The organism is Algibacter sp. R77976, from assembly GCF_044594645.1.
Lineage (GTDB): Bacteria > Bacteroidota > Bacteroidia > Flavobacteriales > Flavobacteriaceae > Algibacter_B.
In genome coordinates, this window is sequence record NZ_CP138989.1 from 1096491 (window position 1) to 1114011 (window position 17521).

At 32.1% G+C, this 17521-nt stretch carries 18 protein-coding genes; 7 read left to right on the forward strand and 11 right to left on the reverse strand.

The window, feature by feature from the left end; translation table 11 throughout:
* Positions 1 to 5: 5 nt before the first annotated feature.
* From hemF to hemA, 8 genes are all read right to left on the reverse strand, one after another.
* The gene (hemF, locus tag SJY43_RS04740; RefSeq protein WP_396602697.1) at positions 6 to 908 is read right to left on the reverse strand and encodes an oxygen-dependent coproporphyrinogen oxidase; all 903 of its coding nucleotides are present in this window, start codon (positions 906 to 908) and stop codon (positions 6 to 8) included.
* Position 909: 1 nt separating this feature from the next.
* Entirely contained in the window at positions 910 to 1452 is a 543-nt protein-coding gene (locus SJY43_RS04745) for a GNAT family N-acetyltransferase (RefSeq protein WP_396602698.1), read from the reverse strand.
* Complete coding sequence (locus SJY43_RS04750) at positions 1442 to 2200, reverse strand: EI24 domain-containing protein (protein ID WP_396602699.1); 759 nt, start codon at positions 2198 to 2200, stop codon at positions 1442 to 1444. Before SJY43_RS04750 ends, SJY43_RS04745 begins: the two co-directional genes overlap by 11 nt.
* A gap of 2 nt (positions 2201 to 2202) precedes the next feature.
* On the reverse strand, positions 2203 to 3558 hold the full coding sequence (locus SJY43_RS04755; protein WP_396602700.1) for a TrkH family potassium uptake protein: 1356 nt from the start codon (positions 3556 to 3558) through the stop codon (positions 2203 to 2205).
* A 214-nt stretch (positions 3559 to 3772) separates the two neighbouring features.
* Complete coding sequence (gene hemE, locus SJY43_RS04760) at positions 3773 to 4798, reverse strand: uroporphyrinogen decarboxylase (RefSeq protein WP_396602701.1); 1026 nt, start codon at positions 4796 to 4798, stop codon at positions 3773 to 3775.
* Between the two features lie 117 nt (positions 4799 to 4915).
* On the reverse strand, positions 4916 to 5611 hold the full coding sequence (locus SJY43_RS04765) for a hypothetical protein (RefSeq protein ID WP_396602702.1): 696 nt from the start codon (positions 5609 to 5611) through the stop codon (positions 4916 to 4918).
* Positions 5612 to 5684: 73 nt separating this feature from the next.
* The gene (gene hemC, locus SJY43_RS04770; protein ID WP_396602703.1) at positions 5685 to 7259 is read right to left on the reverse strand and encodes a hydroxymethylbilane synthase; all 1575 of its coding nucleotides are present in this window, start codon (positions 7257 to 7259) and stop codon (positions 5685 to 5687) included.
* Entirely contained in the window at positions 7252 to 8514 is a 1263-nt protein-coding gene (gene hemA, locus SJY43_RS04775; protein WP_396602704.1) for a glutamyl-tRNA reductase, read from the reverse strand. The genes hemC and hemA overlap by 8 nt, the downstream gene beginning before the upstream one ends.
* A gap of 188 nt (positions 8515 to 8702) precedes the next feature.
* On the opposite strand from hemA, the gene SJY43_RS04780 reads away from it, so the two are divergent.
* From SJY43_RS04780 to SJY43_RS04795, 4 genes are all read left to right on the forward strand, one after another.
* Positions 8703 to 9602 (forward strand): helix-turn-helix transcriptional regulator, encoded by a 900-nt coding sequence (locus tag SJY43_RS04780; RefSeq protein ID WP_396602705.1) that lies wholly within the window; start codon positions 8703 to 8705, stop codon positions 9600 to 9602.
* A gap of 57 nt (positions 9603 to 9659) precedes the next feature.
* A complete protein-coding gene (locus SJY43_RS04785) occupies positions 9660 to 9830 on the forward strand; it encodes a hypothetical protein (protein WP_396602706.1) in 171 nt (56 codons plus the stop codon).
* A gap of 60 nt (positions 9831 to 9890) precedes the next feature.
* Entirely contained in the window at positions 9891 to 10922 is a 1032-nt protein-coding gene (gene hemH / locus SJY43_RS04790) for a ferrochelatase (RefSeq protein WP_396602707.1), read from the forward strand.
* 84 nt (positions 10923 to 11006) lie between these two features.
* Entirely contained in the window at positions 11007 to 11555 is a 549-nt protein-coding gene (locus SJY43_RS04795; protein WP_396602708.1) for a CopD family protein, read from the forward strand.
* 20 nt (positions 11556 to 11575) lie between these two features.
* Here SJY43_RS04795 and SJY43_RS04800 read toward each other — a convergent pair whose 3' ends face one another.
* A complete protein-coding gene (locus SJY43_RS04800; RefSeq protein ID WP_396602709.1) occupies positions 11576 to 12445 on the reverse strand; it encodes a hypothetical protein in 870 nt (289 codons plus the stop codon).
* Positions 12446 to 12782: 337 nt separating this feature from the next.
* Between SJY43_RS04800 and SJY43_RS04805 the strand changes: the two genes are divergently transcribed.
* The 3 genes from SJY43_RS04805 to SJY43_RS04815 are packed head-to-tail and all read left to right on the forward strand — an operon-like array spanning position 12783 to position 15573.
* Complete coding sequence (locus tag SJY43_RS04805; protein ID WP_396602710.1) at positions 12783 to 14267, forward strand: ATP-binding protein; 1485 nt, start codon at positions 12783 to 12785, stop codon at positions 14265 to 14267.
* Between the two features lie 22 nt (positions 14268 to 14289).
* On the forward strand, positions 14290 to 14766 hold the full coding sequence (locus SJY43_RS04810; RefSeq protein WP_396602711.1) for a hypothetical protein: 477 nt from the start codon (positions 14290 to 14292) through the stop codon (positions 14764 to 14766).
* Between the two features lie 24 nt (positions 14767 to 14790).
* Entirely contained in the window at positions 14791 to 15573 is a 783-nt protein-coding gene (locus SJY43_RS04815; protein WP_396602712.1) for an enoyl-CoA hydratase/isomerase family protein, read from the forward strand.
* A 324-nt stretch (positions 15574 to 15897) separates the two neighbouring features.
* Here the strand turns inward: SJY43_RS04815 and SJY43_RS04820 are convergent, their stop codons facing one another.
* Both SJY43_RS04820 and SJY43_RS04825 read right to left on the reverse strand, forming a co-directional pair.
* A complete protein-coding gene (locus SJY43_RS04820; RefSeq protein ID WP_396602713.1) occupies positions 15898 to 16503 on the reverse strand; it encodes a hypothetical protein in 606 nt (201 codons plus the stop codon).
* 305 nt (positions 16504 to 16808) lie between these two features.
* Complete coding sequence (locus tag SJY43_RS04825; RefSeq protein WP_396602714.1) at positions 16809 to 17405, reverse strand: hypothetical protein; 597 nt, start codon at positions 17403 to 17405, stop codon at positions 16809 to 16811.
* Positions 17406 to 17521: the final 116 nt, after the last annotated feature.

A 17521-nucleotide genomic window follows, 5' to 3' on the forward strand; every position in this document is an offset into this window, starting at 1 on the left:
TTTAATTAAACCCACTCAATAGGATTTTGTAATACTTCAATAAGCTTCTCTTCTGCGCTTCCTACTTCCGGATGATGGTCATAAACCCATTGCACATGTGGCGGTAAGCTCATTAAGATACTTTCTATTCGTCCGTTGGTTTTTAATCCGAAAAGCGTGCCTTTATCGTGTACTAAATTGAATTCTACATAACGACCACGCCGAATTTCTTGCCAGTTACGCTGTGCTTCTGTGTATGGCAGATCTTTGCGTTTTTCAACAATAGGCACATAAGCTTCAAGGAAACTATCGCCAACTTCGGTTACAAAGTTGTACCAGTTTTCCATGGTCATATCTTCTGATGCCTTGCAATAATCGAAAAATAAACCGCCTAAACCTCGGCCTTCGTTTCTGTGGCTGTTGTAAAAATACTCGTCACAACGTGCTTTGTATTTTGGGTAGAATTCTGTATTATGCTTATCGCAAGCTGTTTTACAAGTTTGATGAAAGTGTTTAGCATCTTCTTCAAACAAGTAATAAGGCGTTAAGTCTTGTCCGCCACCAAACCAACTATCAATAATGCTTCCGTCTTTATCGTACATTTCAAAATAACGCCAGTTGGCATGTACGGTTGGCGTCATTGGGTTTTTAGGGTGCAGGACTAAACTTAATCCACAGGCAAAAAAATCAACTTCGCCTACTTTAAAATAGGCTTGCATCGATTTTGGTAATTTACCATGAACCCCAGAAATATTCACCCCGCCTTTTTCAAAAACGTTTCCGTTTTCAATTACACGGGTACGTCCGCCGCCACCTTCTGGTCGTTTCCAAATATCTTCTTGAAATATTGCTTTACCATCAATAGCTTCTAATTTTGATGTAATACTATCTTGTAGTTCGTGTATATATTTAAAGAATTTTTCTTTCATGCTATTCAATCTCTTTATACAATTCGTATAACTCCATGTTTAACGGTTGTTCTCCAGGAGGTGTGTGTTCGTTTTTAAGGGTTTTAATCCAGGTAAAGTTATTGTTTTCTGCTACCTTAATACTGCCTAAATTACTTTTATGAACTATAATTTGAAGCGCTTTTAAACTCAATGTTTCAAATGCATATTCTGATAACAGTTTTACAGCTTCAGTTGTTACTCCTTTGCCTTCCACATTGTAATCGATACAATATGCAAACTCCCCTTGTTTAGTATCCCAATTAAGTTCTTTTATATAAACTAAACCTACTAATTTATGAGATTCGTTTTCTTTTAAGGTGAATAGGAATTCTTCTTTGCTTTCAAATTGTTTAGTCTTTTTGTCGACAAAAATATTTGATAAATCGGGTGTTAAATTTTGCTCTAAGGTTTTTGGAAAATAGCGTTTTAATCTGTCTTCGTTAGCCACAGCAAAGTTGCAAACAGACCAACCATCTTTTGGATGAATAGGGGTGATACGATATGAACCAAAATTAAGTTGCATGAACTGGTTTGTTTTTAATTTGAAGTGCTTCTACTGTTCTAGTTGAAGCTGCTGTTACCGATAATGGTAATACCAAAATTACTCCTATTATTGGAATTAATAAAAACAAGATAAATACAATACCATTACCTATGGCTAAACCACGATGTTTACGCACAAATTGAAGGCTTTCTTTATATTGAAAATGACGCTCTAAAGTATAATCCATATTTCCAAAACCAGCATAATAAGCTTGCACCATTAAGAGTAAAATAGTTGAGAATATATTTACCACCGGGATAAATTTTAAAAGCAGAATAGGTATGGTTAGAAGTAATTCCATAAACAGGTTTCTACCATTAATTTTTATACCTCGTAATAGTTGTTGCATGAACGTAGTATCTCTATGTGAATGCAACGGATTACCTGTTAGGTGTGCTTCTATTTTTTCGGAAACAGGACTCATAAACGGCGCAGATAATGCCATTATGATGTGTTTGAAAAGAATAAGACCGATAACTACAACTATTAACCCGCCAATAAAATTACTGATTGAAGTAAAGGTTTCGTGTCCCCAATCCCAAATCCATATTTTTGAAATGAAGGCGCCAATATTATCTGATAATCCGTAAGCTGAACCAAAAACAACAATAGCTGTTACTAAGCTAATACCCATGGGAACAGCAAAATATTTCCAAAGTTTTAGTTTTGAAATTAAACCGAAAGCACCGAAGTATGCTTTAATTCCTGAAATGATGTTTTTAATCATATCTAAACTGCTATGTCTTCTTTTAAAAAGTTTTCATTTTCTTGTTTTACATTTTTAGACCAAAGTGCTAAGCCAAATGTAAGTACACCTAAGCGACCAATAAACATAAGAAAGATAACAACTATTTTTCCAAAGGTATTTATTTCTGCCGTTATACCAGTACTTACTCCCACAGTACCGAGCGCAGAGGCTACTTCAAATAAGATGTTTTCAAACTTTAGATCGTTAGTTAAAGTAATTAAAAATGTCCCTATTAATATAATTATGGTGTAAAATATAAATGCTGACATGGCTGTGTATAATCTATCATAAGGAATAATGCGTCCTAAAAAGGTGATGTGTTTGCTACCTTTTAATTGGCTTTTCATAATTGCGAAAACGGCTGTTAAGGTTGTTATTTTTATACCACCAGCAGTACCCGATGGCGAAGCTCCAATATACATTAAGAAAATACAAATTAACATCATGGCTTGCGAGAAGGCTCCAAAGTCTACGGTGTTAAACCCTACCGTTGTCATGGTTGTCATGGTTTGGAAAAAGGAAGCTAAAAATCGAGATTTACCAGTTAGGGCTGTTATTGAAGGTTCAAAAAAGTAGAAGAATAATGTGCCCAGGGTAAGTAAAATTAAAAACCCGTAAAATATAATTTTTGTTGTAAAGCTTATTTTGTGTGTTTTGTGTTTTATCCACAAGCCAAAATCGGTAATTACAATAAATCCTAAAGAGCCACAAATGGCAAGCATAGCAATTATGAAGTTTATAAAATTATCATCTACATAATCGGTAAACCCATTATTAAACAAACTAAATCCAGCAGTACAAAAAGTGCTTACACTATGAAAAATAGATATCCAAAGGGCTTCAAAGAAGGGCATACCGTCGCTTTTAAAAGCAATAAAAAATAGAATTGCTCCAATGAGTTCCATAATTAAAGTGAATAGAATAACTGATTTTAAAAAGTCGTTAATCTTTATGGTTTTTGGAAGTGTAAACTCTGTTGATAGTATTTTTTTGTGCCAAGGCGTCATTTTTCTGGTGGTAGATAACAACATAAATGTAGTAAAGGTTAAATAACCGATACCTCCAAGCTGAATTAATACCATAATTATTAATTGGCCAAAAGTATTATATGTATCGAAAATAGGAACTGTTACTAGACCTGTTGTTGATACTGCTGAGGTAGAAATAAACAAATGGTCTAGGAAGGAAGCACCTTCTTTTTGAGCAAATGGCAGGCTTAATAATAAAAAGCCTAAGATGATATAAGTAAAAAAACCATAAAATAAATTTTGTTGGGGCGACCAACCTCTTTTTAATATGGCATATTTTTTAGCTAGATGCTGAAATTTATTAGGCATATATTTTTAAAGTTATTTATATAAAAATATAACTTTTTAAAGGAATGTAAAATTATACTTTTTACTCTTGCGATAGGGATTGCAGCGGCATCCTTTTTTTTTGCTGCCATAAATGACAAAAAAAGACCTGCCTGCCGCCAGGCAGGTATAGCGTAAAGCCCGAGCTGTTTTTTAAAACTTGTTACATTAAAAAGTAGGGAACGCCCAAAATGTTTTAGTTTCCGTATTCTTTAACGGCGTCTATAAACGCTTTGGCATTGTCTAAACCAATATTCGGTAAAATACCGTGCCCAAGGTTTACGATGTATTTGTCTTTACCAAAATCGTCAATCATTTGGCGAACCATTTTTTTGATTTCTGCCGGAGGAGAAAATAAACGTGTTGGATCGAAATTTCCTTGAAGCGTAATGTTTCCGCCAGATAAATAACGGGCGTTACGCGCAGAACAAGTCCAGTCTACCCCAAGTGCAGATGCGCCAGATTTTGCCATGTCGCCTAGTGCAAACCAACAGCCTTTACCAAAGGCGATAACCGGAGCGTCGTCTTTTAAGGCATCGATAATTTGTTGGATATATTGCCACGAAAATTCTTGATAATCGACAGGTGATAACATGCCTCCCCAAGAATCGAATACTTGTACAGCGTTACAACCTGCCTTTACTTTTTCTTTAAGGTAAGCAATAGTTGTATCTGTTATTTTTTGTAATAATTGATGAGCTGCTACAGGGTTTGTAAAGCAAAATTCTTTGGCTTTATCGAAATTTTTACTGCCTTGACCTTGTACGCAATAGCATAAGATAGTCCACGGTGAACCTGCGAAACCTATTAACGGAATTTCGTCGTTTAGTTTTTCTTTGGTTGCTTTTATGGCTTGATAAACATAATCTAATGCTTGTGTTACATCTGGAACAATAACATTATCGACATCTTTTTGTGAGCGTACTGGATTTGGTAAATATGGACCGAAATTTGGTTTCATTTGTACCTCAATATTCATAGCTTGAGGAATTACCAATATGTCGCTAAATAAAATAGCTGCATCCATTCCGTAACGACGGATAGGTTGTACTGTAATTTCACTTGCTAATTCTGGCGTTTGACAACGTGTAAAGAAATCGTATTTAGCCTTAATTTCCATGAATTCTGGAAGATAACGTCCTGCTTGACGCATCATCCAAACAGGTGGACGGTTTACAGTTTCTCCTTTTAATGCTCTTAAAAATAAATCGTTTTTAATCATATCTGGCTTTTAGCTTTTTGCCTTTCGCTTTTTTGGCTAAGGGTTATCGGCTGTTTTTGATTTTATTTATTCAACTGTTTATCATTTTTGCTTCTTTTTGAATTAACGTAAAAATCGTTAATTTACTTTTTGGAATTCAGATAAACCAGTTAAATTATCTATTAGTGAAAATTGAGGAACCCCATAGTCTCGGCCTATATCGACTCCACAACGTAAATAATACTCTTGACCTTTTTTTACTTCTATTGAAATTTCTTTTTTGTGATTTTTCTGATTTATACCAGAAAAAGTGTGAACGCCAAAATCAAATATTTTAAATGATATTTTTTGTCCATTAGATAATTTGGTGATAAAGGCATTGTTATCCATTAAAATATCGAATTTAACAATAGTGCCATAAAAACATTTGGGTCTGTATAAATGAATCAAAGCGAAATTTGCATTTTTATCTAATTTTGAAATATTTTTTGAGCTATTATAACTCTTAATACTATCAACTAATTTGTCATCAATGTTTCTGTATAGTTTTGCTTTGATTTTATAACAATTGCTAATTCCATTTGGCTTTTTTAATTCAAAAATATCAATAATATTTGTTCCTAATTGTTGTGATTTTTCTTTTAAGTCCCTAATGATTTCAGAATATCCACAACCTTTCAGGGTTTCCTTTTTTGGAGTAAAAGTTTTTTGATATGGCCCTTTAATTTCTGCAATTAAGGAGTTGGTATCTATCGTAATATTCGAATTATTGTCTAGAATAAGTATTTCATGGTTTGCATTTATGTTACCTTTTATTGAGTTCTCTATAGTCATTTTATACCTAGGCGAACAGCCCGTAAATAATATGTATAAAAAAATTATTTTAATTCTCATTTAATTATATGTATCAAACATAATGTTCATTAACCAACTCAATCACACTCTCTACAGTTGGCACTTTAGCCACCCTAACATCGCTAAAATGTTTTTTAGCTTCTTTGGCTGTGGTTTCTCCAATGCAAAATGCGATAACTTCATTGTTATTACTGCGTACAAAACTCTCAACAGTTGATGGACTGTAAAACATAGCCGCTTCAACAGAATCATCTACTTTTAAGCCATCATATTTAGTTTCGTAAGCTTCAATTTCGTTAACTTTTATATTGTTTTCGTCAAGAATAGTAGGTAAATCGTCTAACCTTAAATCGCTGCAAAAGTAAGTGACTTCGGTACCTTCAATATAATCGACTAAATATTCAGCAAGTTTTTTAGCATTCTTTTCGGTATGCTTTACTTTGCCTATTTTATTTTCTACCAAACGTTTTGTTCTACGACCTACACAGTAAATATTTTTAAACTGTAATTCGATTGCTGAATAGTTTGTAGTTAAAGATTCTACTGCGTTTTTACTAGTAATGACTACGTTTTCAATTTCGTTTTTTAAGAAACGAGGATGAATACGATTTAAACTAATTTTAATGAAATCTGAACTTTCTGCAACTACCTTTTCATGAAGCAGCAAACGTTGGTCTTCAGTAAAACTCTTTGTAGAGTATACATTTGTTTTTCTATCTGAATTTTTAATTTTATCCATTAAACGTTTTCCGCCACGTTCAATAACAAAATCGGCACAATACTGTGCCATATCATTATGTTCTCCTAGTTTCTTAACTCTAGTAACATCAATTCGTTTTGTGCCATCAGGACTTAATAAAACACCTTTAAAGTTGATTTCTTCATCTTTAATATAGGCTAAAGCGCCTATTGGTGCCGTACATCCACCTTCAAGTTTGTTTAGAAACTCACGTTCTATAGTGGTGCAAATTTCTGTTTCCTCGTGGTTTAATATTGCGCAGGCTTCTTTTACAAAGTCATCCTCATCTAAAGCTGTAATCATAATAGCGCCTTGAGCAGGAGCAGGAATCATCCAATCTAGATTAATAGCTTCTTCTGGTCTTATTCCAATTCTACCAATGCCCGCAGCTGCGAAAATAGCACCGTTCCAATCGTTATCTTCAAGTTTTTGTAAACGTGAATTTACATTACCACGTAAATCTGTGATAGTATGTGTTGGGAAACGGTTTAGCCATTGTGCGCGACGACGTAAACTTCCGGTTGCAATAATAGCGTCTCTAGATCCTAAAAACTCCTCATTGTCTTTAAAAACAAGGGTGTCATTTACATTTCCACGTTTTAAAACGGCCGCTTGTATAATGCCCTTGGGTAAAACTGTTGGCACATCTTTTAAAGAATGTACTGCGATATCGATGTCATTATTTAACATGGCGATATCTAAAGTTCTGGTAAAAATCCCGGTAATTCCAAGTTCGTAAAGTGGTTTGTCTAACACGAGATCTCCTGTAGATTTAACAGGTACAAGTTCTGTTTTATGACCAGCTTCTTCGAGTAATTTTTTTACTATGTTGGCTTGCCATAGTGCTAATTCACTATCGCGCGTACCAATTCTTATGGTTTTAGACATTTTTTGTGGAAGGTTCTAATTGGAATACTTTTTTAATAAGTTCCAGGCTATCATCAGTAGAGACATTATCATCTTTTAAATGATGGGCAAAATGATTCGTAATTTTTTGAATGATATTATTACTAATCAATTCTGCCTGAGCTTCATTAAAATCAGCATGTTTTTTACGCTGTGTATTTAATTCTGCCGTAGCAAAATCGGCTAATTTATGTTTTAAAGCTTTAATAGTTGGCGCAAATTTTCTTGTTTCTAACCAGCTGTTAAATTCTGTTTTTACGTCTTCTATAATCGCTTCCGCGGAAGGGATATGTGCTTTTCGAGCTTCTAAATTTTCATCCGTAATTTGTGATAAATGATCTAAATGAACAAGTGAAACGTTTTCTAACTCTTCAACATTTTCATTTACATTTTTTGGAATAGATAAATCTAAAATTAAAAGCGGTTTATCCGTTTGAATAAGGTGTTTATCAATAGTTGGGCGTTGCGCACCAGTTGCAACTATTAAGATGTCAGATGCACTTACTTCTTCTTGTAAATTAGCATAATCTTTAACTAATAAATTAAATTTCCCAGCAATTTGTTCTGCCTTGTCTTTAGTTCTGTTAATTAAAGTAATATGGTCGTTCTCGGTATGTTTTACTAAGTTCTCGCAAGTGTTTCTTCCAATTTTACCTGTACCGAATAATAAAATATTTTTATCTGAAACGTTTTCTACATTTTTAAAAATGTATTGAACAGAAGCAAATGAAACAGACGTTGCTCCAGAAGAAATATCAGTTTCTGTTTTAATTCGTTTGCTTGCTTGGATAACAGCATTTACTAAACGCTCTGTAAAATGGTTTAATAAACCATGTTTTCTAGAAAGTTTAGCACTAATTTTTAATTGGCTAATAATTTCGAAATCGCCAAGAATCTGACTGTCTAAACCAGACCCAACACGAAACATGTGCGATATGGCATCTTTGTTTTTAAAAACATAAGCCACATCTTGAAACTCTTCAACCGTACCACGAGTGTTGTCACAAAGTAATTGAATAAGTTGAAATGGGTGTTGCGCAAAACCATAAATCTCGGTTCTGTTACAGGTAGAAGTTACAACTAAACTTTCAATATCATTTTCTTTTGCTTGATTTAGTAATTTTAGTTTAGAATCTTCGTCTAAACTAAAATTACCTCTTATATCTGCATCGGCTTTTTTGTAACTTAAGCCAATAGCATAAAAGGAACTACTTTTACTAATGTTGTACTTCTGCATTGCTATACCTGAAAATGTGAAGCAAAAATATAAGGAAGGCTTAAAAAAAAGTAACGCTAAAAGAACTTTTAGTATCGTTTGTGGTTTTTTAACGTTGTTTTTTTTGAAAACTTGATAAATCTCATATTTTTGTAGTGAATTAGGCTGATTTTTCATGCTTAGTTTAGAATGGATCTAAATAAATAACAATGAATAAAGAGTTTAATACTAAAAAAAGTGTCGCTAAAAGTTCTTTTGAAGAAACAATAGTTGAAGATGGTTTTTTGATTTTAATGTTTAAAAACGATCTAAGTTTAACTCAAAGTGTTGCTAAAGATATAAATAGCACATTTTTGCAATTTCATTTTTGTGTTAAAGGCTCAACTAAGTTTGTTTTTAACCAAGGGCATTATACTTTGGATATTCATGAAGAAAATTCGTTGTTACTATACAATCCGCAGCGCGAATTACCTATTAATCTTCAGGTCGATCCTAACTCATGGATAGTGTCTGTAGTAATTTCTATTAAAAAGTTTCACAGTTTGTTTTCGCAAGAAGCCGATTATATTACGTTTTTAAGTGCCGATAACAAAGATAAAAAGTATTATAAAGATGGTGTTATTTCGCCATCAATGGCTATCGTCTTAAATCAATTAATTAATTACAACCTTAATCAATCAATAAAATCATTGTACTTTAAAGGAAAAGCTTATGAGTTGTTGAGCTTATATTTTAATAGAAGTGAAGATGCCGATGTTGAACAATGCCCATTTTTGGTAGACGAAACCAACGTTATTAAAATTAGAAAAGCTAAAGATATAATTGTTTCTCGTATGGCCGAACCTCCAACGTTACAAGAGCTTGCTGATGAAATAGGCCTAAGTCTTAAAAAATTAAAAGAAGGTTTTAAACAAATTTATGGCGATTCGGTTTTTAGTTTTTTGTTTGATTATAAAATGGAAGTGGCACGAAAATTATTAGAATCTGGTAACGATAATGTAAATGAAGTGGGGCACAAGGTTGGTTATAGTACATCTAGTCATTTTATTGCTGCTTTTAAAAAGAAATACGGTACGACCCCAAAAAAATACGTTATGTCTTTAAGTTAATGATTTTTAAAAATTTAAAATTAACTTTGGTATAGATGAACCCCAAAATTATCTATTATGAAATTCTTAAATCAAGACATTGAAGCCTTATCTAAACACCTAGTAAGAGGTAAATCTTTAGCACGTACTAATGTATCATGCGGTATTTTTCAAGATTGCGATTATAACGAGAAACGTCCTAAGTTATATCATGAGCAAAAAGAGGAAAAAAAAGATACCAACTACTAATCCAAAGGAATTATTTGTAAGTACATATAATGATTTCAATTTGTGTTGTATTTTTGCAATATGAAAAAAGGAATCTTATTAGTAAATCTTGGTTCGCCAGATAGTCCAAGCCCTAAAGATGTAAAAAAATATTTAGGTGAGTTTTTAATGGACGAGCGTGTTATAGATGTGCCGCTTTGGGCCAGAACGCTTTTAGTTAAAGGTATTATATTAAATACAAGACCAAAACAATCTGCAGCTGCGTATAAAAAAATATGGTGGGACGAGGGATCTCCTCTTATAGTTCTATCTGAAAGGCTTCAAAACAAAGTACAAGAAAAGTTAGAATTGCCTGTGGCATTAGCCATGCGATACGGAAGTATGACTCTTAAAAAAGGACTTCAAGAATTAGTAGATAAAGGGTGTACAGAAATAAAAACCATTCCGCTTTATCCGCAATTTGCCATGGCAACTACAGAAACCATTGATGTTAAAGTAGATGAATTGGTTGCAGAACATTTTCCTCAAGTAAAAATAACGCGAACGCCAGCCTTTTATGAAAGGGCAGATTATATAAGTGTACTTTCTAAAAGTATATCAGAAAGGCTTGAAGGACTAGATTACGAGCATATTCTTTTTAGTTATCATGGTGTTCCAGAACGTCATATTCGTAAAAGTGATATAACCAACGGAAATTGTAAAATGGATGGAAAATGTTGCTTCAAAAAAGGAAGTGAACAACATGAGTTTTGTTACCGACACCAATGCGAAATTACCACAGTTAATGTTGCTAAAGCATTAGGTTTAAAAAATGGCACATATTCGACGTCCTTTCAATCTAGACTAGGTTTTGACCCATGGTTACAACCGTATACAGATCGTACTATAGAACGTATGGGTAAAGCAGGAGTTAAAAAAATGGCTATCGTAACACCAGCATTTGTAAGCGATTGTTTAGAAACTTTAGAAGAGATAGCGATGGAAGGTGAAGAGATTTTTCATGAAGTTGGCGGAAAAGAATTTACAGTTATTCCTTGCTTGAACGACCGTGAAGACTTTGCGCAAGTAATTGCTAATATCGCTAAAGAATGGATACCTGTAGAAAACCATTAAACGTTTAATGACTCAAGTTTCATCGCAATATTTAGGCACACTTCCAATTAATAAATTGCTTATAAAACTTTATTAACTTAACTCATGGAATATTACCAATACCTTAAAGCTTTTCATCTAATATTTGTAATCACTTGGTTTGCGGGCTTATTTTATATTCCAAGGTTATTTGTGTATCAAATAGAAGCCTTTCATAAACCATCGCCCGAAAAAGAAATTTTAGGCAAGCAACTTAAATTAATGGCAAAACGCTTGTGGTATATCATAACATGGCCATCGGCTGTTTTAGCCCTTGTTTTTGGCTTAAGCCTATTTGCCATAAATCCATATTTATTCTATCAACCTTGGATGCAAGTAAAATTAGGATTCATCATACTTCTTTTCATTTATCACCTAATAACACATAAATATTATAAACAATTACAAAACGATGTCGTTAAAAAAACATCAAGTTACATGCGAATCTGGAACGAAGGCGCAACGTTTATACTTTTTGCAGTCATCTTTTTAGTCATTTTAAAAAGTGCTATCAATTGGATTTGGGGTGTAGTAGGGATTTTCATCCTAGGCGTTCTCATCATGTTAGGTTTTAAAGTTTACAAAAACATTCGAGATAAAAACCCTGAAGCTTAAATTACGAGAAAAGACATTAACTAATCATAATTATTAATTAATGTAGCGTATTCTCTATTATTGGAGGTTATTACAAATTTAAAACTCCCTTTTTTTAGTTTAAAGGCACGCTGGATATCTAATTCATTTTCAGTAGTATCATTATATAAAAGTTGATTGTTTTCGTCATAAATATTAATAGTGATTGGATCTCCGTTTTCAGAAATTTGAGTTAATATTACCACTTCATTTTCAACCTTAATATGCGGTTTAAAAAATCTTGTTTTATTATATTTTGAGTATATCACTCCTTTTTCGTAGCTAATATTAAAAGGTATAATACTAATTTGTAAATCCTTTTCAATTTCAAAGAAATAACTACCATCTACTAAATAGTTTAAATCAAATTCTTTTTTCTTAAGGTTAGATGTTTCAATAAGTTCTTTAAAAAACACCTTCCCTTTATAATTTTTAATAGAAATTTTATTTCCTTTTTTTACATTATCTAAAATTAATGATGTTTTTTTAGCTTCTGTATATTTAGTTGGCTCTTGTTTAATAGTTGCAATAGCTTTTTTATTTTTTGCAACCTTTTTCTCACCGCCACTCATTACAAAGACCTTTTTATTTAATTTCAAATAATCATCTATTGTTAACTTAATAATTTCATCCGTATCCTCGATAGAAATTTCAATAACATCATCTGTTTTATAAATCATATTTGCTAATGATAAATTGAATTTACCATCCTCGCTAGAAACAGTTCTTAAAAACGCAGAAGGAATACTTATGGTGGCATTTTTTACAGGAATATTTTGCTGGTTAACAATTATGCCTTTTATTTCATCATCATTTTGAGAACTCATTATAAAAAAAGAACATAAAATGAGAAGGGTAGTTATAGTTTTCATTGGTTTGTCTTTAGAAACAATTAAGTAAAAAATACGATATAAAACGAATTTAATCGATAAAATGCACGTCGTTTTGAATTTCATCCTGTTTTTTGGTCGTTTATCCGTGTTTTTGTTACAATAGTATTCTTTTAAGGAAACAAAAAATAAAGCAAAAAGGATAAACATTTTGTTATTTGGGCGCTACCGCAAGGGTCGGGCTATCCATTACAAGTCCTCGCACCTCCTGCGTCGGGCTGTGGGCTTTTCATTACTATCCCTAGCGCAGTACCGGCCAGCTAATATTTTTTAAATAACCCTTAGTGTGTTTGGTTTGATTATTGCTATATTTAAACCAATGAAATTAAAAAAGCTATCCTTACGTACCCGTATTTTTTTAGCCATGATATTGCTAGTATTGGTGGGATCTGTACTAATTTCGGCAGTAGCCATATATCAATATCAGGAACAGAGTAGAGATTACCACGAAGGTCGACTAGAGCGTAAAGAAGGTAGTATTCAAACCCATCTTAAGCGTTATTTAAATAGTAGGCAGAATACTTGGGAAGTTAAAACTGAAAACATTCCATATATTTTTAAAGAAGAAATTTATAATGTTGCAGACATTCATAAACTTCAAACTAATTTATACGATCTGGATGGCGGGCTTTTAATTTCATCTAAGGCAGGTTTGCAAAACGAAACAGCAGAAAAATGCATAGACGCTGAAATTATGAATGCATTGACTCAAAACGTTACTTTTAATAATGAAACTGAAATAGCACAGCACCGATATGTAGATATTCATAAAGAAAATGGAGAAACCTTTCAATCGTCTTACACTTATATTACAGACAATAAATCAAATCCTATTGCCATTTTAAACATACCGTATTTAGAGAAAGACGATTTTTTAGTTAAAGAACTTCAAGAGTTTTTAAAACGTATAGGTTTTGCTTTTATGCTTGTATTATTAACGGCTATTGCAATAGCCTTTTGGTTGTCAAAATACATCACCAAGTCGTTAAAAACTATTAGCGATAAAATGAATGCCACAAGACTGGAAAGGCGTAACGAAAAAATAGAAGTAGATGATACTAGCGAAGAAATTTCATCTCTAGTAAAATCATATAATAGTATGATTGACGAGCTTGAAGAAAGTGCCGTACAATTAGCAAAAAGCGAGCGCGAACAAGCCTGGAGAGAAATGGCAAAACAAGTAGCACACGAAATTAAAAATCCGTTAACACCTATGCGTTTAACGGTACAAAATTTTCAGCGTAAGTTTAATCCAGAAGATGAAAATATCCATTCTAAAGTAGATGAATATAGTAAGACTTTAATTCAGCAAATAGATACCATGAGTTCTATAGCTTCGGCATTTTCAAATTTTGCAAAAATGCCCGCGCAACAAAATGAAACACTTAACGTCGTAAAAATTGTAAAACTGGCCTTAGATATTTTTAATGAAAAATATATAGTTTTCACTTCAGATGCCGAAGAAATTATAGCAAAACTAGACAGAACCCAACTTATTAGAGTGGTTACAAATTTGGTTAAAAACGCTATTCAAGCTATGCCAGATAGCCAAACACCTAAAATTGTTATTAATGTTGGTAAGAGCAATGGCAATGTTGTTATTACTGTAGCAGATAATGGCACGGGTGTCGCAGAAGAGAATAAAGAAAAAGTGTTCGAACCAAAATTTACAACCAAAACTAGTGGTATGGGGCTTGGGCTGGCTATGGTAAAAAACATAGTTGAAACTTATAATGGAAGCATCTCTTTTGTTTCAGAAAAAGACAAAGGCACTACATTTAAAGTTACTTTTCCTAAAGAATAAATATCAACACCAAAATAAAGTGATGGAAAGCAGAGTTCAATCGACACCAAAAGGGTTTTTAAGAACAATTTCTATAATGCATTTAGGTTTTTCAGCTGGGCTTGTTATATTTGGAAGTATGATTTTTATCCAAAACGATAATTGGGAATTAAATGTTATGGATAAAAACGAGGTATTCTATTTTATACTACCAATTATGGCCGTTTTCGGCATTTTTATTGGAAACTATCTTTACAAACAAAAAATAGATGCTTTAAAAAGTAAAGCGACTTTAAAAGAAAAATTAGAAGGCTATCAACAAGCTATTATAATTAAGTTTGCACTAATAGAAGGACCTGCCTTTTTTGGAATAGTAGCAGCTATGATTTCCGAAAACCTTTTGTATCTTATCATAGCGTTGTTATTAGCGGTTTATTTTTTCAGTCTTAAACCAACAAAAGACAAAATAATAAATGATTTAGAATTAAGTAGAGAGTTGAAAAATGAACTTAACAGATAAAAGTTTTATAATACAGTGAAAACCATGAGTTACAACAATATCATTTCTAAAGAAAATAATGGCATTACTACCATAACCATTAACCGACCTAAAAAATTAAATGCATTAAATAGAGAAACAATACAAGAGCTGCATGAAGCATTTGATGAAGCAGATAATGACAAAGACACCAAAGTTATTATTATAACAGGAAGCGGAGAAAAAGCTTTTGTAGCAGGCGCAGATATTAGTGAGTTTGCAGATTTTGATGTCAATGAGGGCACAAGCCTAGCCGCAAAAGGACAAGAATTGTTATTTAATTTTGTTGAAAACCTATCAACGCCAGTTATTGCGGCCGTTAATGGTTTTGCGCTTGGTGGAGGTTTAGAGTTGGCTATGTCTGCACATTTTAGAGTCGCTAGCGATAATGCTAAATTAGGGCTTCCGGAGGTGTCTCTAGGCGTTATTCCAGGATACGGAGGTACACAACGTTTACCACAATTAGTTGGTAAAGGGCGCGCTATGGAAATGATTATGACAGCAGGTATGATTGATGCCAACCAAGCTTTAAGTTATGGTTTAGTAAATCATGTCACGTCCTTAGAAGAATTACTTCCGCTATGCGAAAAAATGGCTACTAAAATCTCTAGAAACTCTACTGTTGCTATTAGTGCAGCGATAAGAGCTATAAATGCCAATTATAAAGATGGTGTAGATGGATATAATGTAGAAGTTACAGAATTTGGAAACTGTTTTGGAACAGATGATTTTGAAGAGGGTACAACAGCTTTTTTACAAAAACGTAAGGCTGATTTCCCCGGGGAATAGGAGTTTTTCCTCAAAACTTAAATAAATTGAACAATTGTTATTTTACAAAGACACACCAACGTTTTTATAAGATTTGTGAATAACCTATTTTTACTTTAAGACTTTAAGACACACAATATGAGTAAATTTAAGGTGCTTTAAATAAAGTAAACATCCTTTAAATTTACTACAAAGTACACCAAATCGTTTCTTCTAATTAAACCAAGCCTAAATTAAGTTTAAGTTACCTGAAACTTATAAAAAAGGGTAATTAAAGTTATTCTAAAAAAAAAGTGAGCTTATAAAGCTCACTTTTCACAATTAATACTAAATATGGTATTTATATTAATTAATGTATTTAACAAATTGTCTACCTTCAGTATTAAATACCATTTTGTAATATCCTTTATTTAAACCTTTTAATTTAAATAGTTTACTTATAGTTTTTACATCATTTACTATTGTTTCTGTATACATAAGTTCTAAATCGGCTCCACCTTGAAAATAGATCCTTATTTTAAGAGGTGATTTGTTTAAGTTAAGTTTAGTAACATAAACTAAATCGTCTTTAACTCTAACAAAAGGTTTGTATGTTGTTTTTTCGTTTTCTTTGTCAAAAAGAACAAGGTTAGAATCAACTTTAAAAGGTATTGAGCTTATCTCTAAATCTTTTTCAAGTTCAAAAATATATTTACCATTAGGTAAAGCGGTTAAATCAAAACCTTTAGTATATTTTCCTGTTTCCTGTATAGTCTCTTTATGTAAAATTACGCCGTTAATATCTTTTACAGATAGAAGGTTTCCTTGCTTTACGTTTTCTAAAGTAAGGAAGGTTCTTTTTGCATCATTTTTAATGTTAAATAATGAAGCATCATTTGCGAAACTTAACAAGGTAGCAAACATAGTTACCATTAAGATTCCTTTTCTTGTGTGTTTAATTACATTTTTCATAATCTGGGTTTTTTAACGTTCAACACTTCAAAGATATAACAGATGTTTTGTTTGTAAAACATTGAAATTGACTAATTTATGTGTTAAATTAACTGTTAATTTTGCATCATTATTAGGTAAAATTAATGTGTTGAGTATTTAGATAAAAATGAAGTTTTATTTCGTTTATATTATTTTATAAAACAAAAAAAATGCTTTTATAAAAGCATTGATATTTAAGAAGTAAATGGTAGTATATATAAAAAATGAAAGTGGGCCACCACAGCCCACTTTACCAACTAAACTAAACTAAATAAGACATTAAACTAATTATTAATGAATTTTGTATACTCTTTTGTACCAGAGTTAATTTGTATTTTATAGTTTCCTTCTTCTAACTGGAATACTTTTTCAATAATTTGACCTTTTGACATTTTTTCTGAGTGAGCTAATTCGTAATCTCCATTAATATAAGTATAGATATTTATTGAAGTTGCTTCTTCATTTAAATTAAGTTTTGTTAAATAAACTAAATCTTTTTCTTGTTTGATAAAAGGCTTGAAATATGTAGCCTCATCTGTTTTGTTAAAACTAACAATGTTAGATGTAACATTAAAAGGGATCATATTAATTTCTAAATCTTTTTCAAGTTCAAAAACATAATCACCATCAGGTAATTCTGTTAAATTAAATCCTTTTGTATATAACCCAGAAGTTTCTATCAATTCTTTGTAAAGTGTAACATTGTAACTGTCTTTTATAGTTAGTGTGTTACCAGCTTTTACGTTTTCTATTACTACAGATGTTTTTTCTGCACCTTTCTTAATAATAATGTTTTCATTATCATTTGCAAATCCAGTAACCGTAGCTAATAATGCTACCATTAAGATTCCTTTTTTTGTATTTTTAATTACGTTTTTCATGATTTGGATTTTTTTATAACGTTCAACGGTACAAAGGTATAGAGGAAGTAGGCTTACAAAAACATCTATTTTAGCCAATTTGTATGCTAAATTATCTGTTAATATAGTGTTAATTC

Coding starts and splice junctions, on each gene's coding strand:
- hemF (WP_396602697.1), bottom strand. CDS start 908: ATGAAAGAAAAATTCTTTAAATATATACACGAACTACAAGATAGTATT.
- SJY43_RS04745 (WP_396602698.1), bottom strand. CDS start 1,452: ATGCAACTTAATTTTGGTTCATATCGTATCACCCCTATTCATCCAAAA.
- SJY43_RS04750 (WP_396602699.1), bottom strand. CDS start 2,200: ATGATTAAAAACATCATTTCAGGAATTAAAGCATACTTCGGTGCTTTC.
- SJY43_RS04755 (WP_396602700.1), bottom strand. CDS start 3,558: ATGCCTAATAAATTTCAGCATCTAGCTAAAAAATATGCCATATTAAAA.
- hemE (WP_396602701.1), bottom strand. CDS start 4,798: ATGATTAAAAACGATTTATTTTTAAGAGCATTAAAAGGAGAAACTGTA.
- SJY43_RS04765 (WP_396602702.1), bottom strand. CDS start 5,611: ATGACTATAGAGAACTCAATAAAAGGTAACATAAATGCAAACCATGAA.
- hemC (WP_396602703.1), bottom strand. CDS start 7,259: ATGTCTAAAACCATAAGAATTGGTACGCGCGATAGTGAATTAGCACTA.
- hemA (WP_396602704.1), bottom strand. CDS start 8,514: ATGCAGAAGTACAACATTAGTAAAAGTAGTTCCTTTTATGCTATTGGC.
- SJY43_RS04780 (WP_396602705.1), top strand. CDS start 8,703: ATGAATAAAGAGTTTAATACTAAAAAAAGTGTCGCTAAAAGTTCTTTT.
- SJY43_RS04785 (WP_396602706.1), top strand. CDS start 9,660: ATGAAATTCTTAAATCAAGACATTGAAGCCTTATCTAAACACCTAGTA.
- hemH (WP_396602707.1), top strand. CDS start 9,891: ATGAAAAAAGGAATCTTATTAGTAAATCTTGGTTCGCCAGATAGTCCA.
- SJY43_RS04795 (WP_396602708.1), top strand. CDS start 11,007: ATGGAATATTACCAATACCTTAAAGCTTTTCATCTAATATTTGTAATC.
- SJY43_RS04800 (WP_396602709.1), bottom strand. CDS start 12,445: ATGAAAACTATAACTACCCTTCTCATTTTATGTTCTTTTTTTATAATG.
- SJY43_RS04805 (WP_396602710.1), top strand. CDS start 12,783: ATGAAATTAAAAAAGCTATCCTTACGTACCCGTATTTTTTTAGCCATG.
- SJY43_RS04810 (WP_396602711.1), top strand. CDS start 14,290: ATGGAAAGCAGAGTTCAATCGACACCAAAAGGGTTTTTAAGAACAATT.
- SJY43_RS04815 (WP_396602712.1), top strand. CDS start 14,791: ATGAGTTACAACAATATCATTTCTAAAGAAAATAATGGCATTACTACC.
- SJY43_RS04820 (WP_396602713.1), bottom strand. CDS start 16,503: ATGAAAAATGTAATTAAACACACAAGAAAAGGAATCTTAATGGTAACT.
- SJY43_RS04825 (WP_396602714.1), bottom strand. CDS start 17,405: ATGAAAAACGTAATTAAAAATACAAAAAAAGGAATCTTAATGGTAGCA.